This window comes from Streptomyces scopuliridis (assembly GCF_042790125.1).
Lineage (GTDB): Bacteria > Actinomycetota > Actinomycetes > Streptomycetales > Streptomycetaceae > Streptomyces > Streptomyces scopuliridis_A.
Genome location: NZ_JBHTZS010000012.1, coordinates 70161 through 95112, shown reverse-complemented (window position 1 = coordinate 95112; position 24952 = coordinate 70161). Strand labels below are relative to the sequence as shown.

Genomic DNA, 24952 nt, shown 5'->3' with positions numbered 1-24952 from the left:
GCCTCTCGCTCGCGAGGGCTCACGCGGCCGCTCGCCCGGTGTCGTTGGCGGTGATCCCCTTGGTGGAGGCGATCACGTTCTTGAGCTTCTTGGAGAGCGCCTCGTAGAACATGCTGAGCGGAAACTCGTCCGGAAGCACATCGTCGACCAGCTTACGAGGCGGCTGGGTGAGGTCGAGGGCGTCGGGGCCCTTGGCCCAGCGGGAGCCGGGGTGCGGGGCGAGATACGTCGAGACCAGTTCGTACGCGGCGAACCAGTGGACCAGCTTGGGACGGTCGATCCCGGCCCGGTAGAGGTCCTCGATCTCCGCGCAGAGCTGGTTGGTGATCTGCGGGGCCCGCTCCCAGTCGATACGCAGGGTGTTGTCCGTCCAGCGCACCACATCGTGCTGGTGGAGATAGGCGAAGAGCAACTGGCCGCCGAGTCCGTCGTAGTTGCGCACCCGCGCGCCGGTGACCGGGAAGCGGAACATCCGGTCGAAGAGGACGGCGTACTGGACGTCACGCCCCTGTGTGAACCCGTCCGCCTCCAGCCGTACGGCCTCGCGGAACGCGGTGAGGTCGCAGCGCAGCTCCTCAAGGCCGTACATCCAGAACGGCTGGCGCTGCTTGATCATGAAGGGGTCGAACGGCAGGTCGCCATGGCTGTGCGTGCGGTCGTGGATCATGTCCCAGAGCACGAACGCCTGCTGGCAGCGGTCCTGGTCGGCGACCATCGCGCTGATGTCGTCGGGCAGTTCGACGCCGAGCGTACGGACGGCCGCGTCGATGACCCGGCGGAAGCGGGCGGCCTCGCGGTCGCAGAAGATCCCGCCCCAGCTGAACCGCTCCGGGGCCTCGCGCACGGCGATGGTCTCGGGGAAGAACACCGCGGAGTTGGTGTCGTAGCCGGAGGTGAAGTCCTCGAAGGTGATGCCGCAGAAGAGCGGGTTGTCGTAGCGCGTGCGCTCCAGCTCGGCGAGCCAGTCGGGCCAGACCATGCGCAGCACGACCGCTTCGAGATTGCGGTCGGGGTTGCCGTTCTGCGTGTACATGGGGAAGACGGCGAGATGCTGGAGTCCGTCCACCCGGTCCGCGGCGGGCTGGAAGGCCAGCAGCGAGTCCAGGAAGTCGGGGACGCCGAAGGCGGCGTCGGCCCATTTGCGCAGGTCGGCGACGAGCGCCGTGTGGTAAGCGGAGTCGTGCGGGAGGAGCGGGGAGAGCTGCTCGACCGCGGCGATCACCCGGTCGACCGTCGTCTCGACGAGAGCGCGCGCCGGGGCGCCCTCGGCGTCGAAGTCGATCGAGCCGTCGTTGGACTGCCAGGGCCGGATCTCCTCGACGGCGTTCTTGAGCTCCCGCCAGGCCGGGTGATCGACCACCCGGGCAGCACTGAATATGCCGGGTACGGCGGCGCCCTGCGCAAGAATTTCCGTCATGTCACTTCCTCCACGGGAGAACTTGGCGTCAAGACACCGTATAGGCGTTCAGTTCTCCCTTACAAGCGGGGCTGACACAAATTATCCTGCGGACCCCCCATGGTCACCGTCATTTTTCCGGCGATCCAGGGGTACGACACTCGTAACCAGCGTAGCGCCGCGAGCCTCGACCGGCCCCCGGACTCCCTGGTGCGCGGCCGGGTCCCAGGCAGGGGCCTGGCCGTTAGGCTGCGCGCGGGAGCCGCCGTCGACGGAAGCGAGGATCGTCTTGACTTTCCAGACCATCGGTCATCGTGGAGTGATGGGTGTCGAACCGGAGAACACCCTGCGCTCCTTTCTGCACGCGGAGCGCGCGGGCATGGACGCCATCGAACTGGACCTCCATCTGACCAAGGACGGCGCCCTGGCCGTCATGCACGACACGGACGTGGACCGTACGACCGACGGAACGGGCGCCATCGCCGACCGGACCCTCGCCGAGCTGCGGGAGCTGGACGCGGGGCTGGGCGAGCGCGTCCCGGTCTTCGAGGAGGTGCTGGACGCCGTACGGTCGCCGCTCCAGGCCGAGATCAAGGACAAGGCCGCGGCCCGCGCGCTGGCGGAGGTGATGCTCCGGCGAGGGCTGGTGGAACGCGTCGAGGTGTCGTCGTTCCATGACGAGGCGGTCGCCGAGATCGCCTCGCTGGTGCCGGGCGTGCGTACCGTACTGATCGCCAGCCGCTGGGGCGGCGATGTGGTGGACCGGGCCAGGGCGGTGGGCGCCGCCAGGCTGGCCCTGAACATCCGGAGACTGACCCTGGAGGTCGTCGAGCGGGCGCACGGGGAGGGTCTTGGGGTCATCGGCTGGGTGGTGAACACCCAGGACCACCTGCGGCTGGCGCGGGCGCTCCAGCTCGGGGCGGTGACCACGGACTTCCCGGAGATCCGGCGCACGGGCCGGTTCACCGCCTGAGCCGGCGCCGGGCCCGCCCGGTCGCGCACAGCTCTCGGGGCCCGGCGCTTCAGCCGAGCCGCTTGACCAGCAGCTCGAACTCCAGGTCGTCCCGCTGCGGGATGCCGAAGCGCTCGTCGCCGTACGGGAAGGGGTACCGCTTTCCCGTACGGCGGTAGCCGCGCCGCTCGTACCAGGCGATCAGTTCCTCGCGGACCGTGATCACGGTCATGTGCATCTCCCGCACACCCCAGGTCTCGCCCGCGATGCGCTCCGCCGCCGCCATGACCTGCTTGCCGAGGCCCGAGCCCTGCGAGCCGGGCAGTACGGCGAACATCCCGAAGTAGGCGGCGTCCCCGCGGTGTTCGAGCTGGCAGCAGGCGACCAGTTCACCGTCCCGCTCGATGGCCAGCAGCCGGCTGCCGGGCGACTCGATCACCTCGCGCACCCCCTGGGGGTCGGTGCGCTGCCCCTCCAGGATGTCCGCCTCGGTCGTCCATCCCGTACGGCTGCTGTCCCCCCGGTACGCCGACTCGATGAGGGCGACGAGCGCGCCGGTGTCGGCCGCCGTGGCGTCCCGGTAGGCGAGTTCGCCGGTCCGCTGCGGGACGGTGGGGTGACTGGCGGCGTCCATGGTGCGCGCTCTCCTCTGCTGTCCGGCTCTGTCCCGGGTACGGCCGGGACCTGGGGCCTCCGCAGCCTAGCGCGAGGCGCCGCGGGGACCTCGGCGCTCCTCGGGATCACCCGTCCGACCGGTCGTCGGTGCCGTTCCGACCACCATTTGGTAGAGTCGTTGACAAATCAATCTCCCTCTCCATACGTTCGGGTGGCAGTCAGCCATTCCGCTATCCGTATGCCGACGCTCGCCGGGCTCCGCCGCGCGACATCGATGGGAGCGTGCAACGACCATGACGTCCGAGACATCCGACGCCCGGAGGGCCCTCGTGGTCCGCGGCGGCTGGGAGGGACACCAGCCCGTGGCGATCACGGAACTGTTCCTGCCGTTCCTGCGCGACCGCGGCTATGACATCCGGATCTCCGGCACCCTGGACGTCTACAACGACGCCGAACTCCTCGCCGCCACCGATCTGGTGGTCCAGTGCTGGACGATGGGTGAGATCACCGCCGAGCAGAGCGCCGGACTCGCCTCGGCGGTCCGGGCCGGCACCGGACTGGCCGGCTGGCACGGCGGGATCGTGGACTCCTTCCGGGGCGATGTCGGCTACCAACTGCTCACCGGCGGCCAGTTCCTGATGCATCCGCCCGGCTTCTCCGACCATGGGGTGACGCTGGTCAAGGAGCGCGCCGACCATCCCGTGATCGCCGGACTGAGCGACTTCCGGGTCCATACGGAGAAGTACTGGCTCGCCACCGACCCGCTGATCGATGTCCTGGCGACCACGGAGTTCCCGGCCGGCGAGGAGCGGGCGCGGCCGGTCACCATGCCTGCCGTCTGGACCAGGACCTGGGGCGAGGGCCGGGTCTTCGTCTCCGCCATCGGCCATAAACCGGACGACTTCGATGTGCCCGAGGTACGGGTGCTCACCGAGAGGGGACTGCTGTGGGCGAGCCGCTGAGAGTCGGCATGGTGGGCGCGGGCAAGATCAGCGGCGCCTATCTGGACACACTGGAACGGCTGGAGGATGTCACGCTGACGGCCGTCACGGATCTCGACCAGGACCGCGCCGCGACGGCCGCCGCCCGGGTGCCCGGCGCGGCGGTCGTCGGATCGGTCGACAAGCTGGTGGCCCGCCCCGATGTGGACGCCGTGCTCAATCTGACGATCCCGGCGGTCCACGCCGAGGTCGCCCTGGCCGCGCTCGCCGCGGGCAAGCATGTGTACGGGGAGAAGCCACTGGCCGCCACGCGTGCGGAGACGGACCGGATGCTGGCCGCGGCCGAGGCGGGCGGGCTGCGGATCGGCTGCGCGCCCGACACCGTGCTCGGTACGGGCGTCCAGACGGCGCGCAGGGCGGTCGACGACGGGCTGATCGGCACGCCGGTCGCCGCGACGGCCTTCATGACGACGGCCGGCCACGAACGCTGGCACCCGGACCCGGAGTTCTACTACCGGCGCGGCGGCGGGCCGCTGCTCGACATGGGCCCCTACTACCTCTCGGCGCTCGTCCATCTGCTGGGCCCCGTCATCACCGTCACCGGCGCGGGATCCCGGCCGCGGGCCGAACGGGAGATCGGCAGCGGGCCGCGGGCCGGTGAACGCTTCGCGGTGGAGGTCGACACCCATGTCACGGGCGTACTGCGGCACGCCAACGGCACCCTCACCACGCTCGTGATGAGCTTCGACATCCAGGCCGCCCGGCTGCCGCGTATCGAGGTGCACGGCACCGGCGCCTCGCTCTCCGTCCCCGACCCCAACGGGTTCGACGGTACGGTCGAACTGCACCGGGGCGCCGGGGAATGGGAGGCGCTGCCGGTCACGGCCGGATACGTGGGAGCGGGACGCGGCACCGGGCTCGCGGATCTGGCCGAGTCGCTCGCCGGGGGCCGCCCGCACCGGGCCTCCGCCGAACTGGCGCGCCATGTCCTGGACATCATGCTGACGCTGCTCGACTCGGCGCGGGAAGGCAGGGCGCTCCCGGTGGAGAGCTGCTGCGTCAGGCCGGAGCCGGTACGGCACTGAGCGCCGCCCGGCGTCACTTCACGGACGTGTCCCTCGCGTGGATCACGCGTTTCCTCGCCGCCCGGAGGCACTGATGCCCGAGGCCCCCCAAGACGACGGCCCGGCCGGCTCTCTGCCCCCGGAGCACCGGGCCGTCTTGACCCGCTGGGCCGAGGAGGGCGGCCCGCTCGCGACCCGGGCGCGGGTCGTCCTCCTCGCCGCCGACGGGCTGCGCGACGCCGAGATCTCCCGCCGGCTCGGGGTGTCCCGGCAGACGGCGGGCACCTGGCGGCGGCGCTGGAGGAGCGCGGGCATCGACGGCCTCGGGCACCGGCCGCGCACCGGACGGCCCGCGACCGTGGACGAGGCGGAGGTCGTCACCCGTACGCTGCTGGCGCCCGGTGGCAGCGGCGCCTCGCGCGCGGTCGCCCGGGAGCTGGGCCTCTCGCACGCCACCGTCGCCGGGATCCGGCGCCGCTGGCGGCTCTCCCCCGGCGAGGCACCCGTCCCCTCCGTACCGACCAGGCCGCCGCTGCCCGGCGCCGAGGTCTGGGTGATGGGCCTGTACGTGGACCTGCGGCGCGCCGTACTCCTGGCGGGCACCCGGCAGGGGGCGCCCCGGCGGCCCGCCGCCGGGACCGTGCCCGGCACGGACGTACTCGCCGGACTCACCTCGGCGGTGGAGACCGTGCTGACGGCGGCGATGGCGCGCGGGGCGGACGGTGACACCTCACCGGCGTACGGCGGCCTGGCGGAGTATCTGGCCGAGGCCGCCCACGGCCATCCGGACCTCGGGCTGCATGCCATCACGCTCTGGGAGACGGCGGACGGGCCCGCATCACCCCAACAGGCCGTGCGGGACGGGCTGGTACCCCAACAGACCATGCCCGATGGGCTGGTGACGCTGCATCGGATCCCCGCGCGCTCGACCTGGCGCACCTTCCTCCGGGCCATGATCGCGCTCGACAGCACCGGCCATCCGGAGTCCTCGCGCCGTGTCTATCTCGATCTGGCGGCCGAGCTGGAACGGTACGCGGCGGCGCGGCCCGGCACCCCGCGCGCCGCGGTGCGCTGGCTGCGCGAGAACGTCGCGGGCCGTCCGGGCGCGGGCCATCACGCGGACAGCCCGGCCGGAAGCCGGTCCTGGAGCGGGGCCGACCGGATCGATCTGGGTTCGTTCAACGAGTGCGTGGTCATCGAGACGGTACGGCTCTCCGGCACGATCACCCGGGGCGAGATAGCCCACCGCACGGGCCTCACCCAGCAGTCGGTCTCCCGGATCGCCCGCTCGCTGCTGAACCGGGGCATCCTCATCGAGGACGCTCAGCGACGCGCGGCCTCGGGCAAACCCCGTACGCCGGTACGGCTCTGCGGGACGGCCGCCCACGCGCTCGGTATCCATATCGACCCGGAGGTGCTCACCGCGGTCGTCATCGATCTCGACGGCGCGATCGTCCGTACCCGGACCCGGCCCGTCACCGCCGCCATCGATCCGGCGGAGTTCGTGCGACGGGTGGCCGCGCTCGGCCGGGAGACACTGGCGGAGGCGCGCGGATCGGTCCGGGAGGACGGTTTCCTCGGAATCGGGGTCGCCGTGCCGGGGCCGGTCGACATCGCGTCCGGCACCGTACTCGGACCGCCGCTGATGTCGGCCTGGGGTGATCTGCCGCTGCTCTATCTGCTCCAGGACCACTTCCCGTGCCCCGTCCTGATGGAGAAGGACTCCACCGCGGCCGCGGCCGGCGAGCGGTGGATCGGCCGCGACCGCAGGGCCAGGGACTTCGCGTATCTCTATCTCGGTACGGGCGTCGGCACCGGGCTCTATCTCAACGGCGATCTGTACCGCGGGATCAGCGCCAACGCCGGGGAGTTCGGGCAGCTGTGCGCCATCGCCCTGGGACGGATGGCCGAGGACGGCAGGCCGGAGATCCTTCCGGAGTGCAATCCGCCAGTGTCCGTACCGGAGTTGGCGGTACGGGGCGGGATGCGTCCCGTACGCGTCGCGCCGGGCGGTGCGCCGGGGGACGCGTCGGGGAGCACCGCGGCGTATCTGGCGGTGGGCGAGGCCGCCGCCGCGGGCGATCCCGCCGCGGCGGCGGCCGTACGCGAGGTCGCGCGGGCGGTGGCACAGGGAGCGCTGAGCCTGGTCGATCTGCTGGACATCGATCTGATCGTGCTCGGCGGCCCCTTCTTCACCGAGGATGTCGCCGGCTTCTATCTGGACGAGATCGCCCGTACCGTCAACGCGTTCCCGACGGCCAGACGGCTGCGAAGGGTCGCGGTCGAGCCGTCCGTGCTGAGCGCGGAGGCCGCCGCGGTGGGGGCGGCGTCGACCATCTTCCACGCGACGTTCGCCCCCCGGCTGCGGGAACGGGAGCGCCGGACACGGCATCTGCCCGCCGGCTGACACGGAGAGGCCGCAGGGGGTGTCCCCGGCGGCCTCGCTCCGATATGACCTTCCGTCAGATCCTGGGCTGGGTGGGCCTGGTGGCCGTCAGTCCGATCTGGCCCTTGAGCATCCGGCCGCCGTCGCCGGTCAGCCGCAGGTAGTAGTCGGACGAGCACGAGGTGCCGTCCTCGTCCAGCGCCCAGATACCCGAACCGGACGGCACCTGCGCACCGTTCTCCGCGGTCTTGGCGATCTGGTTGCCCTCGTTGAACTCGTCGAACATGGAGATGTAGATGCCCTGCGCGCCGACCCGCACCATGTTGTAGAACTGCCGCCACATGAAGTCCCCGTGGGCGCGGTGGCGTTCCTGGAGATCACCGGGCAGCACACACGGCTGGTAGTCGATGCCATGGGCGTTGCAGTCCGCCTGGTCGGGGGTGTTGACGTCGCGGAAGAACCGGTCGGTGTCGGCGACGCTGCCGATCCGTCCGACCATCCAGGGCGAGATCATGTGGAACGCGTGGTACACGTCCTGGAAGCCGGGCCGCGAGTCGTCGGTGCTGTTGCGCCAGTGGGTGGGCACGCCGCCGATCACATAGCAGCCCTGGGCCTTGAACCACTCGACGACCTCCTTGCACGGCGCGGGCTCGAAGGGCCGGCCCGGGTCGTTGAAGCCGAAGCCCCAGATGCACACCACCGGCTTGCCGTTCTGCTTCGCGTAGGCGCCGGACGCGGTGTGCGCCCTCATCTTCGACGTCCAGTCCTCCTTGATCTGGGACTGCATGGACGTCCAGCCGGTGACGTCGTACATGATGTAGAACTTGCGGCCGTTGGCCTCGGCCGCCTGGCGCACCTTCTGCGCCATCGCGTCCCGGGTCGGGCCCTCCGGGCTGAAGGGGTTGAAGCGCTGGAGCGCGGCCGTGTCGCAGTTGTTCTCCCGCATCCAGCGGAAGTGCGTGTCGACCGTCTGCTGGTCCCAGGAGGAGAACAGCGTGGCGGGCTGGCCGCTGTTCAGATTCGGGTAGGCGGTGGGGTAACCGCGGGAGTATTCCCGCATGTCCGGCCATGACTTGATCGTGGTATTGCTGAGCGACGGCGGCTGACTCATGTTCCGGCTCCAGTGCCACCACCCATTGATGGGGGCTCCGTCACCGGTACAGGCGAACCAGCCCTGGTAGCCCACGGTGATTTTGCCGACCACGTCGCCGGGGGGACTCGCGGTGGGGCCCGACTGCGCGCGGCGTCGCGGTTCGGACGCCGACGCACCCTGCTGGGCTGCGCCGACGCCGGCGATGGCGGCCGAAGCCGCCAGCGCGGAGGCGAGGGCCGACCGTCGTGACATATGCATGGGGGAATTCCTCCCACTCGATATCTGCCAGAAACGCGTAAAGCCCTCGGGGGTGGGGGGATTTACAGGCGGCGGCAGTCCGCCCGGCCCCCAAGGGCACGTCTTCGCAAAGTAGTCGGGCGTTACGGTCACCACAAGGCCGCGGGCAGCGGGGATTCGACCGGAAAAGGCGACGGCGTGTCAGCCGATTTTCTTTACGCTTTCCGTTTCCAGTGGAATGCGAAATAACCGAACGCCGGTGCCCTGCGGGGTCCGTGACCCCCGGTGCGCTCCCCCTGTGTCCCTCTGCGCTCGTATGCGCATCGGCGGCGCCGGGCATTCCCTGGACGAGTCCGTTGACGGAGACGGGGGAGGTGCGCGGTGCACGGACCGGCGATGTCCGGCTGGCTGCTCGTCGCGCTCTGCGCGGCGGCCGGGAGCTACTGCCTGCTCCGGCTGCGCGACAGCGTGGGCGAACAGCGCGGTTCGGCGGGCGGCGAGGCGCTGATGGGCTTCGGGATGGCGGCCATGGCGGTGCCCGCCGCCGTGCTGACACCGCCCCGGTGGGTCTGGGCGGGGTACGTGGTGGTGTTCGCCGGCGCGGCGCTGCACACGCTCCGCCGGACAGGCCCCGGGGCCGGGCATCGGCTGCACCATCTGCTGGGGATGCTCGCGATGGTCTACATGGCCGGGGCCATGGCCCTCGCCCCGGCCGGGGCGCACAGCGCGCACACGGCGGGCCCGGGGAGCGGAGCACCGCTGATCACGGGCGTGCTGCTGGTCTACTACGCCGGCTATGTGCTGTGGGCGGGCGCCCGGCTGCTGCCGGTCCCGGCCACCGCTGGCCCCGAGGGCGCTGGCGGTACGGCCCTGGCGGGCTGGGGCGAGCGGCCGGAACTGGCGCTGGTCTGCCGGCTCTCCATGGGCATCGCGATGCTGGCGATGCTGCTCACACTCTGAACTCGGCCGGTCACGAAGAGGGCCACCGGCGTCCGCGCCCAAACGTGTCGTGGGTCACTTGCCCGGCAAGGACATACCCCTGAGTAGTACGACGCTCCTACTCTGGTGACCATGATGGTCTCCCTGGCACTGCTGCTGCTCGGTGCGCTGGCCGCCGTCGTCGCCCCGCGGCTCCTGTCGCGCGCCGACTGGCCGGAGCGCGAGCCCGTGGTGGCGCTCTGGGTGTGGCAGTGCGTCGTGGCGGCCGTGCTGCTGAGTTTCGCGCTCTCCATGACCTTCAGCGCCGCCGCCTCCTGGCTGCGCGTCCGCGGCCATGTCTTCGCGCCCGCGCCGCGCGGGGTGGTGGAGGCCTACGCCTTCGGTTCGCACGGGCCGTGGACGGCCGTACTGACCGTGCTGCTGGCCTGCGGCGGCCTCTGGACGGCCGCGATGCTCACCCGGGAGATCCACCGGGCCCGCCGCCGTCGCCGGCAGCGCCGCAGGGAACTGCTCGTACGCTCCCCCCTGCTGCCCGGCGAGGAGCCGCGCGACGAACCGCTCGTCGTCCTGGAGGGCGAGCGGCCCGGCGCGTGGTGGCTGCCGGGCGCCGCGCCCCAACTGGTCATCACCACCGCCGCGTTGCGTAGGCTGAAGGGCCGTCAGCTCGATGCCGTGCTCGCCCATGAGCAGGGCCACGCGCGCGCCAGGCACGACTGGCTGCTGCACTGCTCGGGGGCGCTGGCGAACGGATTCCCGCAGGTGCCGGTGTTCGCGGCGTTCCGCGACGAGATGCACCGGCTGGTCGAGCTGGCCGCCGACGATGTCGCCTCACGGCGCTTCGGGCGGCTGACGATCGCGCTCGCTCTGGTCGAACTGAACGAGGACCGCGGGGTGTTCGGACCGGGCACCACCCCCGACGCGCAACTGCCGCAGCGGGTGAACCGGCTGCTGTCGCCCGTACCCCGGCTCACCGCGGGTCGCCGGCTGCGGCTGACCGCGGCCGCGGCGCTGGTGCCGGTCGTACCGCTGCTGGTCGCTTTCGTACCGGCGCTTCGCGCCCTCGGCTAGGGCCCGCGCACCGCGTGAGCGAGGATCACCCCATGCGCTCGCCCTCGGCCCCCATGGTCTCTCCGCCGCCCCCTGCCCGTCCCCCGCTCGCCGGACTCACCGGAGCGGGCGCGGTGGCCGCGCTGCTCGCCGTCCTCTCCGGCGTGCTGACCGTCCTCGTCGTGGCGGAGTGGGGTCCGCTGTTCTCCTTCGACCGCTGGGCCGCCGAGGAGTTGCACCGCCGGGCGGTCGCCGACCCGGGCGCGACCTGGGTGAACCGGGTGCTCACCGACTGGGTCTGGGATCCCTGGACGATGCGACTGCTGACCGCGGTGGCCGTGATCGCGCTGTGGCTGCGGCGTGAGCGGCTGTTCGCGCTCTGGACGGCCGGAACGGCGGCGCTGGGTACGGCCGTCTCCCAGGGGGCGAAGGCCGCGGTCGGGCGGGAGCGCCCGCAGTGGCCCGACCCGGTCGACTCCGCGCATTACGCGGCGTTCCCGTCCGGTCACGCCATGACCGCCGCGGTGACCTGCGGGCTGCTGCTGTGGCTGGCACGCCGCCACGGGGCCGGCGGGTGGCCCTGGCGTACGGCGGTCCTCGTCGCGGTCGTATCGGTGGCCGGGGCGGGCCTGACCCGGCTGTGGCTGGGGGTGCACTGGAGTGCGGACGTGTTGGGCGGATGGCTGTTCGGTGGCTTCCTGGTCGCGTTCTCGGTCTCGGTGTACGGGCGCGTGACCTTGTCCCGGGAGCCGTGACCCGGCGAGGATCGTACGCATGACCTTCAAGGGTGTGCTCTTCGACTTCTCCGGAACCCTCTTCCGTATCGAATCCGCGGGCTCCTGGCTGCGTGCCGTGCTCGACGAGGCGGGCGTCGCCGTACCCCCCGACGAGGTGCGGCGGTACGCGATGCGGCTGGCCGTGGCCGGCGCGCTGCCCGGTGGCTCCTCACCGGAGCGGGTGCCGCCGCGGCTGGCCGGGGTGTGGGCCACCCGGGACGAGAGCGCCGGGCGCCACCGCGCCGCGTACACCGGGCTCGCCCGGCAGGTGGAGCTGCCCAGTCCGGTCCTGTACGACGCGCTCTACGACCGTCATATGACGCCGGACGCCTGGCGTCCGTACACCGACGCCGCCGAGGTGCTCGGCACGCTGCGGCGCGAGGGCATCGGGATCGCGGTGGTGAGCAATATCGGCTGGGATCTGCGGCCGGTCTTCCGCGCCCACGGCCTGGACGCGTTCGTCGACGCGTATGTGCTCTCGTACGAGCACGGCATCCAGAAGCCCGACGCGCGGCTGTTCCGGGCGGCCTGCGAGCAGCTGGGGCAGGATCCGCACGATGTGCTGATGGTCGGTGACGACCGCGAGGCGGACGGCGGAGCGGCGGAGCTGGGCTGCTCGGTCCATTTCGTGGACCATCTGCCGGTCGAGGAGCGCCCGTCGGGACTGCGGCCCGTTATCGCCCTGGCGGGCCGGGGACCGTTGCGATAGACCCGTGAACAGGGCGGCAAACGGGCGGCCCCGGGCCCGAAACGGGCACCGCGGCGCCGTCCGGGCAGGCCGAAGCCGTCTGCCTGGGCGATCCCCCGCGTCGCCCAAGGCAGGCGGCAGCCCCGCTGACCAGGCCCGGAAGGGTCTGCGACGGGACGCGCTGAGTATATTGGCTTGGAGCCAGTCAACGCAGGAGTAAAGCATGTCCCCGCGGAGCGCATCGGTCAATGAAGAGCTCCGTCGGCGTTCCCGGGAGCGATTGCTGCAGGCGACAGTGGAGTTGGTCGCCGAACGCGGCTACGAGGCCACGACGCTCGCGGACATCGCCGACAGGGCGGGGTCCGCGCGCGGGCTCGTCTCGTACTACTTCCCGGGGAAGCGGCAGCTGCTGCAGTCCGCCGTCCACCGGCTGATGCACCGCACGCTCCAGGCGGCCCTGGAGCGCGAACCGGCCACGGACGACGGCCGGGAGCTGCTGGCACGGGCGATCGACGCCATTCTCGGGCTCACCGACGACTGCCCCGTCCTGATGCGGACGCATATGGCCGGCATCCTGCAGGCCGAGGGGTTCGTGCAGTGCCCCGAGCAGCAGCGGCTCGCGGGGCTGCTGCGGAAGACGGTGGAGCGGTACGGCTCACCGGACCCGGACAGCGACTATCCGCTGCTGCGCGCCCTGTTGATGGGCGCGGTCTTCGCCGTACTGATGCCAGGCGCGCCGATGCCGCTGCCACGGCTGCGCGCCGAGCTGTTCCAGCGCTACGGGCTGGACTGGGGACTCGGCGTTCCGCCGGGCGGCTGCCCGCCCGGCGGAACGAGTCAGGACATGATCCTTCAGTGGCCGGAGCGGTCGAAGTAGTCCGGCTGCGTCTGCACGTTCAGCTCGGACAGCCGCACCCGCTTCGCGGGATCGGTCAGACGGTCATCGATCTTGAGCACATCGAAGCCCTTGACCATGTCGTTCGAGTAGATGTAGCCGTTGTAGTAGTAGGAGGACCAGGTGCCTCCGCCGACCAGGGTCTCGGCCGAGATCGGACCGCGCTCGAAGTACGCGATCTCCTTCGGCTTCGACGAGTTGGTGAAGTCCCAGACGGAGACGCCACCCTGGTACCAGGACTGGACCATGATGTCGCGGCCCTTGACCGGGATCAGCGACCCGTTGTGGGCGACGCAGTTCTCGGTGTCCGCCTGGTAGCGGGGGATCTTGTAGTAGCTGCGGAAGACCAGCTTGCGCTTGTCACCCTTGCCGACGATGTCGTAGATGCCGTCGGCGCCCCGGTTCGGACCGATCTCGGCGTTGCAGGTGGCGGCGCCACCGCCGCCCAGCTCGTCGGTGAAGACGACCTTGTTGGCGTCCTGGTTGAAGGTGGCCGAGTGCCAGAAGGCGAAGTTGACATTGTCCTGGACCTGGTCGATCACCTTGGGGTGCTCGGGGTCCTTGATGTCGAACAGGATGCCGTCACCCATGCAGGCACCGGCGGCCAGGTCCTTGGAAGGCAGCACCGTGATGTCGTGGCAGCCCGTGGTCGCCGAGACGCCCGGGTTGGTGGGCGCTCCCGGGTTTCCGCCCTCGGGGAAGAGGACCGGGAAGTTCACGACCGCGGCCTTCTCCGGGGACTTGCGCGGCACCTTGATGACGGAGATTCCGTCGTGCGGCGGCTGGCAGTCCGGGAAGGACACGCTGGGCGAGTACGAGGAGACGTAGATGTACACGTCCTTGCGCTCCGGCACCAGCGTGTGGGTGTGGGAACCGCACGCGGTCTCGACAGCGGCGACGTACTTGGGGTTCCGCTTGTCGCTGATGTCGAAGATCTTCATGCCCTCCCAGGACGACTTCTCCGTGGCGGGCTGCGACGTGCTGTTGCACGAGTTGTCGCTGCGCGAGGAGTCGGTGGAGAGGAAGAGCAGATTACCCGAGACCGAGACATCGTTCTGCGATCCGGGGCAGAGCACCTGCGCGACGGTCTTGGGGGCCTTCGGGTTGCTGATGTCGAAGATCCGGAAACCGTCGTAGTTGCCCGTGAAGGCATAGTTGCCCTGGAACGCGAGGTCCGAATTGGTCCCCTTGATCAGGTCTTTGGGCACATTGGCGAGATGGCTGATGTTGGGGCTGTGGACGATCTCGTCCACGCCGGGTATCTCACCGTTCTGGATGGCTGACTTCACCTCGGCGGCCTGGCTGCTGGAGATCTTCTCCTTGGCCTGACGGTCACCGGGGTCGGGTGTGGCGACCGCCGGGCCGGCGGCCAGCAGAGTGGCGAAGAGCCCGGCCGCGGCTGCTGCCACGCCCAGACGTCTGCGCCGCACGCGGGTGGTGTGCAACGAACTCACTGCGTCCTCCCTTGTATCCCCGCTCAGAGATGAACGGGTCACGGACGTCGGCAGTATCGTCCCTCTCATGTACATCTCAACAGATGGCAACAGAGACGTAATGAAAGTTTTTGATCACTCGTAGCCAGAAGCGTGCTAGGAAATGTTCCACCACACCATGTGCCGCAGGAGGTCGCCGTGTTGATCCGCCACCGGAACCCGCGTGTTCGCCGGTCCGTCGTCGCGGCGGCCGTCGCCGCCGCCGTACTCGCCCTGGGCGCCTGCGAATCGGGCGGTGACGACAGCGCGGACGCGGCAAAGTCTCACGCGGACAAGGGCGCTGGGGTCGTGGCCCCCGGGAAGCCGGGCGAGCCCGCGAAGACGCTCTCCGCCGAGGAGGCGCTGAAGGCGGCGCCGGACAACACCCCCAACTCCGCCGATTTCACCTATGCGCAGATGATGATCGTGCATCATGGGCAGGCGCTGGACATGGCCGCGCTCGTTCCGGAACGGGCGGACTCGGAGCAGGTGAAGCGGCTCGCGTCGCGGATCGCCGACGCGCAGAAGCCCGAGATCGGCATGATGGAAGCCTGGCTGAAGAACAACGGCGGGGCGAAGAAGCAACAGGGCCACGACCACGGCACGATGCCCGGGATGGCCACCGAGGCCCAACTGACGCAGTTGCGGGCGGCGAAGGGCAAGGCCTTCGACGAGCTGTTTCTCAAGCTGATGATCACTCACCACCAGGGAGCGATCACCATGGCCACCGAGGCACTGTCGGAGGGCAACAACATCCAGGTCGAGGAGATGGCGAACGATGTCATCTCGCAGCAGACGTCCGAGATGAACCGTATGCGCGGCATGTGACGCGGCGGACGCGGTGAACGGCGCTGCTCAGCGCCGATGGTGACGGGGAGTCAGGTGTCCCTCGTCACGGGCGCCGGCGATCAGCCTCAGCGCCTTGCGGCGGCTGTAACCGGTGGCGGACATCACGGCGAGCACCGGGTCCTGGCCGGCCTGCTGGGCGGCGCGGTAGATCTCGGCGACGCCCTGCCGGGCGGCGCTGCCGCGCGGGAGGGACGGACGGGCGCGGTGCCGGCCGGACCGGTCCTGTTCCTGTGCGGCTTCCGGCGCGGCTCCCGGTGCGGCCGACTGCGCGGCGGCCTGAGCGTCAGCCTGCGCGACCGCCGGTTCGGGCTCCGGCGGCGCGGCCGGGACGGGGTCGGGGGCGCACTCCGGCGCCGATTCCTCCGCGGGCCGCACGGTGGCCAGGTCCTCGCCCGGCCCTTCCACCACGAGCGGCGCGGGTCCGGACGCGTGGGCCGGCCGCGGCTCGGCCTCGGGCTCCGCCCCCGCCGGTGACACCGTCCCCTCGGACAACGGTGGCGCCCCCTCACCGGAGCCCGGCGCGAGCGGGGTGACCTGGGTGTCGGCGGGAACTCCGCTCTCGGCGGGCTGGGGCACGGGCGGCCGGTGCGGGCCGGCGACCACCTGACAGGCGTTGTGGAGCGGTGCCTCGATCGCCTCGGCGAGCGCGGCGAAACCGTCCAGGGCGAGCGGCGGGTCGGCCTGCGCGTCCTCGATGGCGATCCGGCCGTCACGTACCACCGCGAGCACATCGAGGCGCGCGCCGTCCGCGAAGGTCAGCCTGATATCGACCCAGGGCGGCAGAATCTCGCGCCGCGCGGCGCCGTCCCTGGGGTCCCCGGCCCCGGTGACGGTGCCGTGCCCCTGCACTTCCCACATGGGCCATGGGTACGCGTCGTGCTCATGAGGTTCCTGGGCGGAAATCAATTTATGTTCCGACACATTCACAACTTAATCAGGCAATCCACCCTCATTGTCATGGCGCGCACGTGCTGATCCGTACGGCACCCTGTCGGCTCATCGGATCAACCGCGACCGGTCTCCGGATCAGCTGTCGCCGAGCCGGGCCGCCTGCGCGGAGGCGGCGTTCAGGACGCTGTCGAGCAGACCCGGGAAGAGCCGGTCCAGGTCCTCCCCGCGCAGTCCGCTCATCTTGGCCGTCCCCCGGTAGTTCTGCTCGATCACACCGCTCTCACGCAGCACCCGGAAGTGATGGGTGGTGGTGGACTTGCTGACCGGCAGGTCGAAATGCGAACAGGAGAGCTCGTCGTCCGCCACGGCCAGCTCGCGGACGATCCGCAGCCGCAGGGGATCGGAGAGCGCGTGGAGCACGCCCTCCAGACGGATCTCCGCGCACGAGGGGTGGGCGAGTTCGCGGGTGCTGGTCGCGGCGGTCACGGCGGGGCTCCACTTCATCGCGCTTTGGCGTTCATCGCGTTCATCGCGTTCATCGTGCTGCATCTGCGGGATCTCATTGTACGAGACTTCTCGTAGTTTGACATTCGCCTTACTACGATGGGTATCGTACGAAGCATGGCAGGGCCTCGCCCGAGACGGCGGCCCGTCCGTCGCGTACCGATCCCCCATGTTCCGATGTTCCGAATGGAGTCCGCCGTGAGCGCACTGTTCGAGCCGTACACCCTGCGGTCCCTGACCATCCCCAACCGGGTCTGGATGGCGCCCATGTGCCAGTACTCCGCGGACGAGACGGGTCCGGACGCCGGTGTGCCGAACGACTGGCACTTCTCCCATCTCGCGGCGCGCGCCACGGGCGGCACGGGACTGATCCTCGTCGAGGCCACGGCCGTCAGCCCCGAGGGCCGTATCAGCCCCGCCGACCTCGGGATCTGGAACGACAGGCAGGTCGAGGCGTTCCGCCGGATCACCCGCTTCCTCGCCTCGCAGGGCACCACCGCCGGGATCCAGCTGGCCCATGCGGGGCGGAAAGCCTCGACCGACCGGCCGTGGAACGGTGGCGGTCCCGTCGGCGCCGAGGCCCATGGGTGGGAGCCGCTGGCGCCCAGCGCGCTGCCCTTCGCGGAGGGGCATCTGCTGCCCGCCGAACTGACCGTGGAGCAGATCAAGGAGATCGTCGGACAGTTCGCGGCGGCGGCACGGCGGGCCAGGGAGGCCGGTTTCCAGATCGTCGAGGTGCATGGCGCCCACGGCTATCTGATCGGTGAGTTCCTCTCCCCGCACAGCAACCGGCGTACGGACGCCTACGGCGGCTCCTTCGCGAACCGCGCGCGGTTCGCACTGGAGGTCGTGGACGCCGTACGCGCCGAGTGGCCCGACGAGCTGCCGCTCTTCTTCCGGATCTCCGCCACCGACTGGCTCGACGAGGGCGGCTGGACCGTTGACGATACGGTGCGCCTCGCGGACGAGCTGCTGGCGCACGGCGTGGATCTGCTCGATGTGTCCAGTGGCGGGAACGCCGCGGACGTACGCATTCCGGTCGGTCCCGGCTACCAGGTGCCGTTCGCGGCCCGGGTCCGGGCGGAGACGCGGCTGCCCGTGGCGGCGGTCGGTCTGATCACACAGCCCGAGCAGGCCGAGAAGATCATCGCCAACGGTGAGGCCGATGCCGTGCTGCTCGGCAGGGAGCTGCTGCGCGACCCGTCCTGGGCCCGCCGCGCGGCCGGTGAGCTGGGCGGGCGCGTCCACACCCCGCAGCAGTACCACCGGGCCGTCTGACCTGCGCGGACGTTCACCCCGGGAGCCGTTGTCAGTGGTCGGGTGCAGACTGGCCCGTATCCCGAGACAACGGCGTCCTGGAGGTGTCGGCCATGTCCGACGTACTGCTCACCGTAGGCACCCGCAAAGGGCTCTTCATCGGCCGCAGGCGCGGGGGCCGATGGGATTTCGACGGCCCCCGGTTCAACGCGCAGGCGGTCTACTCGATCGGCATCGATACGCGCCGGGCGGTGCCACGGCTGCTGGTCGGCGGCGACAGCGCGCACTGGGGCCCGTCCGTGTTCCACTCGGACGATCTCGGGGCGAGCTGGACGGAGCCGACGAGACCGGCGGTGCGCTTTCCCAAGGACACGGGCGCCTCCCTGGAGCGGGTCTGGCAGCTGCATCCGGCCGGCCCCGCGGCGCCGGAGGTGGTGTACGCGGGTTCGGAGCCCGCCGCCCTGTTCCGCTCCGACGACGGCGGCGAGACCTTCGAGCTGGTCCGGCCGCTGTGGGAGCACCCCACCCGGTCGCGATGGGTGCCGGGCGGCGGCGGTGAGGCCGTGCATACGGTGGTGACCGACCCCCGGGATCCGGACGCGGTGACGGTCGCGGTGTCCACGGCCGGGGTGTTCCGCTCCCGGGACGGCGGCGCGAGCTGGGCGCCGTCCAACCAGGGGGTGTCGGCGGTCTTCCTCCCCGATCCCTATCCGGAGTTCGGCCAGTGCGTCCACAAGATCGCGCAGGACGCGGCCGATCCCGACCGGCTGTATCTGCAGAACCACTGGGGTGTGTTCCGCAGTGATGACGCGGGCGCCCGGTGGAGCGACATCGGCGCGGGTCTGCCGTCCGACTTCGGCTTCGCGGTCGCCGCCCATCCGCACCACGCGGATGTGGCCTATGTGTTCCCGATCAGCGCCGACGCGGACCGCGTCCCCGCCGGGCGCCGCTGCCGGGTGTTCCGTACGGAGAACGCGGGCGGCGACTGGGAGCCGCTGTCGGCCGGGCTGCCCGAGGGGGACCACTTCGGCACGGTACTGCGCGACGCGATGTGTACGGACGGCTCCGATCCGGCCGGGGTGTACTTCGGCAACCGCAACGGCGAGGTGTACGCGAGCGCCGATGACGGCGACAGCTGGGAGCTGCTCGCCTCGCATCTGCCGGATGTGCTCTGTGTCCGCGCGGCCACCCTGTCCGGGTGAGGCGGGTAAATGCCCTCCGCCGGTGGCGGGTTGACGGGTGTGTGCGGAAGCGCGCCGCGCGCACCAGTAGAGTGGCGCCCCGTGGCAGCACGACCGTTGAACGAAATCGTCGAGCCCGGATGGGCGGATGCGCTGGGCCCCGTGGCCGGACGCATCGCCGAGATGGGCGACTTCCTGCGCGCGGAGATCGCCGCCGGACGCACGTATTTGCCGGCCGGACCGAATGTGCTGCGTGCTTTTCAGCAGCCGTTCGACGAGGTGCGGGTCCTGATCGTGGGGCAGGATCCCTATCCGACCCCCGGGCACGCGGTGGGGCTGAGTTTCTCGGTGGCTCCCGAGGTGCGGCCCCTGCCCGGCAGCCTGGAGAACATCTTCCGGGAGGCGCATACGGATCTGGGGCTGCCCCGCCCCTCCAACGGCGATCTGACGCCCTGGACGCGGCAGGGGGTGCTGCTGCTCAACAGGGCGCTCACGACAGCGCCCCGCAAGCCTGCCGCGCACCGCGGCAAGGGCTGGGAAGAGGTGACCGAGCAGGCCATTCGCGCGCTGGTCGCGCGCGGCAAGCCGATGGTCTCCATCCTGTGGGGGCGTGACGCCCGTAACTGCCGGCCGATGCTGGGGAACTACCCGGCCGTCGAATCGGCCCACCCCTCCCCCATGTCGGCGGACCGCGGCTTCTTCGGCTCGCGTCCGTTCAGCCGGGCCAATGACCTGCTGATCGGCCAGGGGGCGCAGCCGGTGGACTGGCGGCTGCCATGAGACGGACGGCCGCGTGAGCCGGGCGGTCGATGCCCTGGACGCGCCGATGAGCCGGGGGGATCGATGAGCTGGGTGCTGGGTGTGGACTCGGGCGGCTCGGGGCTGCGGTTCGCGCTCGGCTCGACGGCTTCCGACGGGACGGCGGGCGTGACGACGCTCGCGGCCACCGCCTCCGGCGAACCGGTGCGTACGGGCGCCTCGGGCATCGACGCCGGACAGTTGCTCGCCCGGCTGCTGACCGCGGTGGACACCCTGCTGGCGGAGGCGGGCGCCGATACGGGCGCGGGTCCGGGTGCCCTGTCCGCTGTCGCGATCGGTGCCGCCGGGATGGCGACGCTCGGCGATGGGCTGCGCGCCGAACTGCCCGCGGCGCTGGAGCGTTCCCTCGGCGTCCGGCGGCTCGCGCTCGCGGCGGACGCGGTCACCGCGTACGCGGGAGCGCTCGGCCAGCGTCCCGGCGCGGTCGTCGCGGCCGGTACGGGCATGATCGCGCTGGGCACGGACCTGACCGGCTGGCAGCGCGCCGACGGCTGGGGTCATTTGCTGGGTGACTGCGGCGGCGGTGCCTGGATCGGCCGGGCGGGACTGGAAGCGGCCATGCGGGCGCACGACGGACGGCGCGGCGGATCGCCCGCACTGCTGTCCAGAATGGAAGCGGTTTTCGGGCCCGCTCCGGAGCTGCCAGGACTGCTCTATCCGCGTACCGACCGGCCCGCGGTACTCGCCTCGTTCGCGCCGGAGGTGGCCCGTTGCGCGGACGGAGATCCGGTCGCGGAGGGCATCGTCTCGACGGCCGCGCGGCATATCGCGGAGGCCGCGGCGGCGGTCTGCCCACGGTCGGACGCGTGCGAAGTCGCCCTCACGGGAGGGCTGTTCGGACTCGGCGCCCCCCTGCTCGTACCCCTGCGCGCCGAGCTGGCAGGTCAACTGCCGCATGCCACGACCGTGTCCGCCGCGGCCGATCCGCTGGGCGGGGCGCTGCTCATCGCGGGGGCGCTCGCCACGGACGCGCTCCGGCTGCCGCATGACGCGCGCCTGCTGAACGTCCTGACAGAACAGGATGGATGAGCAGAAAAACACCTAACGGATAAATAAGGACAGATGGTTCGCGACTGCCCCCTCCCCGAACAGCCGCGCCCACAAAACCAGTAGCATTCGACGCCATGAGCACCCCCACTGGGCCCGCATCCGGCCTGCCTGTACGAATGCCGCGACCCCGTCAGTCGGGGCGCCACCGCCGCCCCGAACCGGTCGCGGCTCCCGAAGGTGCGCCCGCGCTTGTCGTCGCGGTGCCCGGCACCCCCTCGGCCGCCGTCCGCGGTCTGGCCGAAGAAGTCGTCAGTATCGCCCGTTCCGAGCTGCCCGGCCTCGACGCCGTCATCGGCTTCCTGGACGGCGACGACTCCGAGTACCCCACGCTGCAGAGCGTCCTCACCGGGACCGCCGCGCTGCGTACCGAACGCTATGAGCTGGCGAAGGCGGCGGGCCGCGAGGTGGCGGAGCCCGAGGGTCCGGCCGCCGTCGTCGTACCGCTGCTCGCGGGACCGGACAGTGGGCTGGTCACGCGGATAGGTCAGGCCGTCGCGGACAGCGGCGCCACGGCGGAGCTGACCGATGTCCTCGGTCCGCATCCGCTGCTCGCCGAAGGTCTGCACGTACGCCTGTCGGAGGCCGGGCTCGCCCGTGCCGACCGCGCCAGGCTCTTCACGGTCGCCACGGCGGCCGACGGGATCATCCTGGCCACAGTGGGGGGCAAGGAAGCGGTACAGACCGCGGGGATCACCGGAATGCTGCTGGCCGCGCGTCTCGCCGTACCGGTGATGGCCGCCGCGCTCGACGAGGAGGGCTCGGTCGCGGCCGTCGCCCAGGAGCTGCGCGAGGCCGGTTCGACCCAGCTCGCGCTCGCGCCGTATCTGGTCGGCCCCGAGCTGCCCGAGGGTCTGCTCGAAGCGGCACTCAAGGACGCGGAGTGCGCCGCCGCCGAGCCGCTGGGCGCGTACCCGGCGATCGGGAAGCTGGTGCTGTCGAAGTACACGACCGCGCTGGGCATCCCCGCGCAGCCGCAGGGGACACCGACGCGCTGACCCGCCCCGCACCGGCCACGCGCCGCACGCCCCTGAGTACGGCGGGAGCACAGCCCGCCCGTATCCGTGGAAAGGGCCCGCCCCGGATTCACTCCGGCGCGGGCCCTTCCGCGTGGGTACGGCCGAGTCCGCGCGTACAGGGCGGAGGGACCGCGTGGTCAGCGGTCAGGGCCGCGTGGTCCGGGGGCAGCGGTCAGCCGAAGACCACGCAGGAGGCGGCGGGGGCCGCGAAGGAGCCCGCGCGTACCGGAATGCCCGTCGCCGGATCGAGATCGAACCAGGTCACCTCGCCGGAGTGCTCGTTGGCGGCGTAGAGGCGGCGGCCCGTCGGGTCCAGCGCCAGATCGCGCGGCCAGCGCCCGCCGCAGTCCACCGTGGTGACCAGTTCGGCCTTCTCGTACGTCGCGTCGAGCGCGAGGACCGCGATGCTGTCGTGGCCGCGGACCGCCGCCCAGACGAACCGTCCGTCGTGGGACACGACCACCTCGGAGCCGAAGCCCTCCGCGTCCACGCCGTCGGGCAGGACGGGGGCTTCGCCGACCGGTTCGAGCAGCCCCTTCCCCGCGTCCCAGCGGCAGAGGGTGAGCGTCGGCTCCAGCTCGTTGAGCACGTAGGCGTGGCCGCCGGCCGGGTGGAAGGCGAGATGGCGCGGCCCGGTGCCGGGGCGCAGCGCGGTCTCGGCGTGCGGCGTCAGCTCGCCGGCGGTGGTATCGAGGGCGCTGATCAGGACGGAGTCGGTGCCGAGGTCGGTGGCGAGGATCCACCGGCCGCCCGGGTCGGTCACCACCTGGTGCGCGTGCGGCCCGCGCTGGCGGTCCGGATGCGGCCCGGAGCCCTCGTGCCCGGTCACACCGCTCGCCGGCCGGAGAGCGCCGTCGGCGCCGACGGGCAGCACCGTGACGCTGCCGGAACCGTAGTTGGCGGTCAGCAGATGCCCGGCGGCGAGGGTGAGATGGGTGGGGCTCGCGCCGCAGACGAGTACGGGCTCCCCGAGCAGCCGCGGCGCCCCGTTCCCCGCGTCCGCCGCCGGTGTCCTGAACGCCGCGACCGCGCCTTCCCCGGTCTCGGAGACCGCGTAGAGCACGGAGCCGTCCGGGGCGAGCGCGAGATAGGACGGATCGGCGACGGCGTCGGTGACTCCACGCTCCGTCAGGGCTCCGGTCCCCGCGTCCACGGTGACGGCGATGATCCCCCGGCCCCCCGAGGAGGTGAACGATCCGATGAAGGCCCGCCCATCGTTCCTGCCGCTCACTGTGTGTCCCCTCTTCGGCTGATCCCGTCGGCTGCCCCTCGGCCCCCGACGGTAGCAGGCGGTCTGGACCAATCAGCCGGCCCGGTATGCCGTTTCCGGGGCACTTCCCGCAGCTCAGGCGGGGACGAGAGGGCCGCGCGGCTCGCTGCGCAGGGGCGCGGAGAGGGCCGAGAGCGCCCGCTCCAGGCTGTGCAGATGAGCCAACGCCGCCTCGGCGCCGGGGTGGTGGTGCGGAGCGTCCGGCGCCCCGTCCGCCGGACGGGCAGGCTCCGCCCCCGGCGGCGCCAACTCGCGTACGGCGGCCTCGACCCGGCGGCAGGCGGCGGCCAGCCGGGCGTCGTGCGAGGCGGCGGGGTCGGCGGCCACGGCGGCGAACCCCCGTACCTCACGGGCACAGTCGTCGAGCAGGACGAGCACCTGGCGGGCCCTGGCCCCGCGCGCCCGCAGCGGGTTCAGCGGATGGACGAGCGGCGCGAGGGACATCCGTACGCGGCCGAGCAGCAGTTCCAGTTCCGCGGCGAGCGGCCCCGGGTCGGCGTGGTCGTCCCCGGCGAGCCGGCGGGCGGCCGTCGTGGTGCAGCCGTGCACGCAGCGCAGCGCCTGCTGGATCCACGCGTCGGTGACGGCGTGTGTGGTCACGGGCAGCAGGAGAAGGACGGCCACCGTCGCGCCCAGTGCCCCCACGCCGGTCTCCGCCAGTCGCAGGGCGAGCAGCCCGGGATCGAGCACGCCGAGCAGTCCGTACAGCAGGCCGACCATGACCGTCACGAAGAAGATCATCCAGCTGTACGAGACCGCGGCCGTGTAGAAGATCCCGAAGACGCACAGGGCGACGAGCGCGGCGGTGGGGGCCGGTGCGCCGTGCAGGGGTACGGCGATGATCAGCCCGGCGGCGGAGCCGGTGGCCGTGCCGACCACCCGTCGGAAGCCGCGGACCAGGGTCTCGCCGCGTGAGGCGGTGTTCACAAAGATCCACCAGGCCGCGCCGACGGCCCAGTACCACCGGTCCTGCGAGAGCAACTGGCCCGCGCAGAGCGCCAGCGCGCCCGCGACGGCCACTTGCACCGCCTGCCGGGTGGTCGTACGGACCAGGCCCGCCGCGGCGGGCAGCGCGGGTACGGCGGGCGGCGGCAGCCGTCGCTCGTAGCACCAGACGCCGAAGCGGACGAGCGACGAGGCGAGCACGGCGAGCAGAACCGCGGAGGAGAGACCGGGCAGTTGCGCGGGGACCGTGTGCAGGAACTGCGCCACGAAGAAGGTCATGAACCCGAAGACCCCCAGGGCATGGCCGCGCGGTCCCCAGCGGCGGGCGTACACCGCGGCACCGGCCACGGCGAGGAACGCCGCGTCGCGCATCAGCGGGTGATCGTGCAGCGCGGACGCGAGGGCGAGCACCGGAAAGCCGGCGGCGGGCAGCAGCGCGGTGGTGACGGCCTGGCCGCGGACCGTCGTGTCCGTGACCGTGAAGAGGGCGAGGAGCGCGGCGAGCCCGCCGGTGATGACGCCGGCGAGCGGGTGACCGGCGGCCCCGCAGACGAGGACCGCCAGACCGATGCCGAGAACGGCGCGCACGGCACCGTACAGCCGCAGCCGTCCCGGATCGGGAGACACGAACATCCTCTTCAGCAGCACTGCCAGCCCGCCTGTTTTCAC

General features: G+C 71.6%; 23 protein-coding genes. 15 read left to right on the top strand and 8 right to left on the bottom strand.

Annotation, left to right across the window (positions count from 1 at the left end):
• Positions 1-19: 19 nt before the first annotated feature.
• Positions 20-1417, bottom strand: a complete 1398-nt coding sequence (locus ACFRKB_RS20150; protein WP_383107439.1) for a DUF6421 family protein — start codon at positions 1415-1417, stop codon at positions 20-22.
• Between the two features lie 301 nt (positions 1418-1718).
• On the opposite strand from ACFRKB_RS20150, the gene ACFRKB_RS20145 reads away from it, so the two are divergent.
• Entirely contained in the window at positions 1719-2369 is a 651-nt protein-coding gene (locus tag ACFRKB_RS20145; protein WP_383107437.1) for a glycerophosphodiester phosphodiesterase, read from the top strand.
• Positions 2370-2418: 49 nt separating this feature from the next.
• On the opposite strand, the gene ACFRKB_RS20140 is transcribed toward ACFRKB_RS20145, so the two are convergent.
• Complete coding sequence (locus ACFRKB_RS20140; RefSeq protein WP_383107435.1) at positions 2419-2982, bottom strand: GNAT family N-acetyltransferase; 564 nt, start codon at positions 2980-2982, stop codon at positions 2419-2421.
• Between the two features lie 274 nt (positions 2983-3256).
• Here ACFRKB_RS20140 and ACFRKB_RS20135 point away from each other — a divergent pair, with 274 nt between their 5' ends.
• The 3 genes from ACFRKB_RS20135 to ACFRKB_RS20125 all read left to right on the top strand — a co-directional run bounded on the left by ACFRKB_RS20135 (position 3257) and on the right by ACFRKB_RS20125 (position 7375).
• Positions 3257-3925 (top strand): ThuA domain-containing protein, encoded by a 669-nt coding sequence (locus ACFRKB_RS20135; protein ID WP_383107434.1) that lies wholly within the window; start codon positions 3257-3259, stop codon positions 3923-3925.
• Positions 3910-4989: a Gfo/Idh/MocA family protein gene (locus tag ACFRKB_RS20130; protein ID WP_383107432.1), complete on the top strand. Its 1080-nt coding sequence runs from the start codon at positions 3910-3912 to the stop codon at positions 4987-4989. Before ACFRKB_RS20135 ends, ACFRKB_RS20130 begins: the two co-directional genes overlap by 16 nt.
• Positions 4990-5062: 73 nt before the next feature.
• Complete coding sequence (locus tag ACFRKB_RS20125) at positions 5063-7375, top strand: ROK family protein (RefSeq protein ID WP_383107431.1); 2313 nt, start codon at positions 5063-5065, stop codon at positions 7373-7375.
• 55 nt (positions 7376-7430) lie between these two features.
• Here ACFRKB_RS20125 and ACFRKB_RS20120 read toward each other — a convergent pair whose 3' ends face one another.
• A complete protein-coding gene (locus tag ACFRKB_RS20120; RefSeq protein WP_383107430.1) occupies positions 7431-8705 on the bottom strand; it encodes a glycoside hydrolase family 99 protein in 1275 nt (424 codons plus the stop codon).
• 360 nt (positions 8706-9065) lie between these two features.
• Between ACFRKB_RS20120 and ACFRKB_RS20115 the strand changes: the two genes are divergently transcribed.
• The 5 genes from ACFRKB_RS20115 to ACFRKB_RS20095 all read left to right on the top strand — a co-directional run bounded on the left by ACFRKB_RS20115 (position 9066) and on the right by ACFRKB_RS20095 (position 13011).
• Complete coding sequence (locus ACFRKB_RS20115; protein ID WP_383107429.1) at positions 9066-9644, top strand: DUF5134 domain-containing protein; 579 nt, start codon at positions 9066-9068, stop codon at positions 9642-9644.
• 111 nt (positions 9645-9755) lie between these two features.
• Positions 9756-10691 (top strand): M56 family metallopeptidase, encoded by a 936-nt coding sequence (locus ACFRKB_RS20110; RefSeq protein WP_383107428.1) that lies wholly within the window; start codon positions 9756-9758, stop codon positions 10689-10691.
• A gap of 32 nt (positions 10692-10723) precedes the next feature.
• The gene (locus ACFRKB_RS20105; protein WP_383107426.1) at positions 10724-11425 is read left to right on the top strand and encodes a phosphatase PAP2 family protein; all 702 of its coding nucleotides are present in this window, start codon (positions 10724-10726) and stop codon (positions 11423-11425) included.
• A 19-nt stretch (positions 11426-11444) separates the two neighbouring features.
• A complete protein-coding gene (locus tag ACFRKB_RS20100; RefSeq protein ID WP_383107424.1) occupies positions 11445-12155 on the top strand; it encodes an HAD family hydrolase in 711 nt (236 codons plus the stop codon).
• Positions 12156-12357: 202 nt separating this feature from the next.
• Positions 12358-13011, top strand: a complete 654-nt coding sequence (locus ACFRKB_RS20095; RefSeq protein ID WP_383107423.1) for a TetR/AcrR family transcriptional regulator — start codon at positions 12358-12360, stop codon at positions 13009-13011.
• Here ACFRKB_RS20095 and ACFRKB_RS20090 read toward each other — a convergent pair.
• On the bottom strand, positions 12987-14483 hold the full coding sequence (locus ACFRKB_RS20090; protein ID WP_383107421.1) for an LVIVD repeat-containing protein: 1497 nt from the start codon (positions 14481-14483) through the stop codon (positions 12987-12989). The two genes, ACFRKB_RS20095 and ACFRKB_RS20090, sit on opposite strands and share 25 nt — an antisense overlap.
• 177 nt (positions 14484-14660) lie before the next feature.
• Here ACFRKB_RS20090 and ACFRKB_RS20085 point away from each other — a divergent pair, with 177 nt between their 5' ends.
• Positions 14661-15329 (top strand): DUF305 domain-containing protein, encoded by a 669-nt coding sequence (locus tag ACFRKB_RS20085; RefSeq protein WP_383107419.1) that lies wholly within the window; start codon positions 14661-14663, stop codon positions 15327-15329.
• A gap of 27 nt (positions 15330-15356) precedes the next feature.
• Here ACFRKB_RS20085 and ACFRKB_RS20080 read toward each other — a convergent pair whose 3' ends face one another.
• Together ACFRKB_RS20080 and ACFRKB_RS20075 are read right to left on the bottom strand one after the other, a co-directional pair.
• The gene (locus ACFRKB_RS20080) at positions 15357-16208 is read right to left on the bottom strand and encodes a DUF6214 family protein (RefSeq protein ID WP_383107417.1); all 852 of its coding nucleotides are present in this window, start codon (positions 16206-16208) and stop codon (positions 15357-15359) included.
• 168 nt (positions 16209-16376) lie between these two features.
• The gene (locus tag ACFRKB_RS20075) at positions 16377-16745 is read right to left on the bottom strand and encodes an ArsR/SmtB family transcription factor (RefSeq protein ID WP_383107638.1); all 369 of its coding nucleotides are present in this window, start codon (positions 16743-16745) and stop codon (positions 16377-16379) included.
• A 198-nt stretch (positions 16746-16943) separates the two neighbouring features.
• On the opposite strand from ACFRKB_RS20075, the gene ACFRKB_RS20070 reads away from it, so the two are divergent.
• The 5 genes from ACFRKB_RS20070 (at position 16944) to ACFRKB_RS20050 (ending at position 22047) form a co-directional block, all read left to right on the top strand.
• Positions 16944-18023 (top strand): NADH:flavin oxidoreductase/NADH oxidase, encoded by a 1080-nt coding sequence (locus ACFRKB_RS20070; RefSeq protein WP_383107415.1) that lies wholly within the window; start codon positions 16944-16946, stop codon positions 18021-18023.
• A 92-nt stretch (positions 18024-18115) separates the two neighbouring features.
• Positions 18116-19204, top strand: coding sequence for a WD40/YVTN/BNR-like repeat-containing protein (locus ACFRKB_RS20065; RefSeq protein WP_383107414.1), 1089 nt, complete (start codon positions 18116-18118; stop codon positions 19202-19204).
• Between the two features lie 81 nt (positions 19205-19285).
• A complete protein-coding gene (locus ACFRKB_RS20060) occupies positions 19286-19963 on the top strand; it encodes a uracil-DNA glycosylase (RefSeq protein WP_383107412.1) in 678 nt (225 codons plus the stop codon).
• 63 nt (positions 19964-20026) lie between these two features.
• A complete protein-coding gene (locus ACFRKB_RS20055; protein ID WP_383107410.1) occupies positions 20027-21031 on the top strand; it encodes an N-acetylglucosamine kinase in 1005 nt (334 codons plus the stop codon).
• Positions 21032-21126: 95 nt separating this feature from the next.
• Complete coding sequence (locus ACFRKB_RS20050) at positions 21127-22047, top strand: sirohydrochlorin chelatase (RefSeq protein WP_383107408.1); 921 nt, start codon at positions 21127-21129, stop codon at positions 22045-22047.
• A 193-nt stretch (positions 22048-22240) separates the two neighbouring features.
• Here ACFRKB_RS20050 and ACFRKB_RS20045 read toward each other — a convergent pair whose 3' ends face one another.
• Together ACFRKB_RS20045 and ACFRKB_RS20040 are read right to left on the bottom strand one after the other, a co-directional pair.
• Positions 22241-23299, bottom strand: coding sequence for a lactonase family protein (locus tag ACFRKB_RS20045; RefSeq protein ID WP_383107406.1), 1059 nt, complete (start codon positions 23297-23299; stop codon positions 22241-22243).
• Between the two features lie 114 nt (positions 23300-23413).
• Positions 23414-24928: an FUSC family protein gene (locus tag ACFRKB_RS20040; RefSeq protein ID WP_383107636.1), complete on the bottom strand. Its 1515-nt coding sequence runs from the start codon at positions 24926-24928 to the stop codon at positions 23414-23416.
• Positions 24929-24952: the final 24 nt, after the last annotated feature.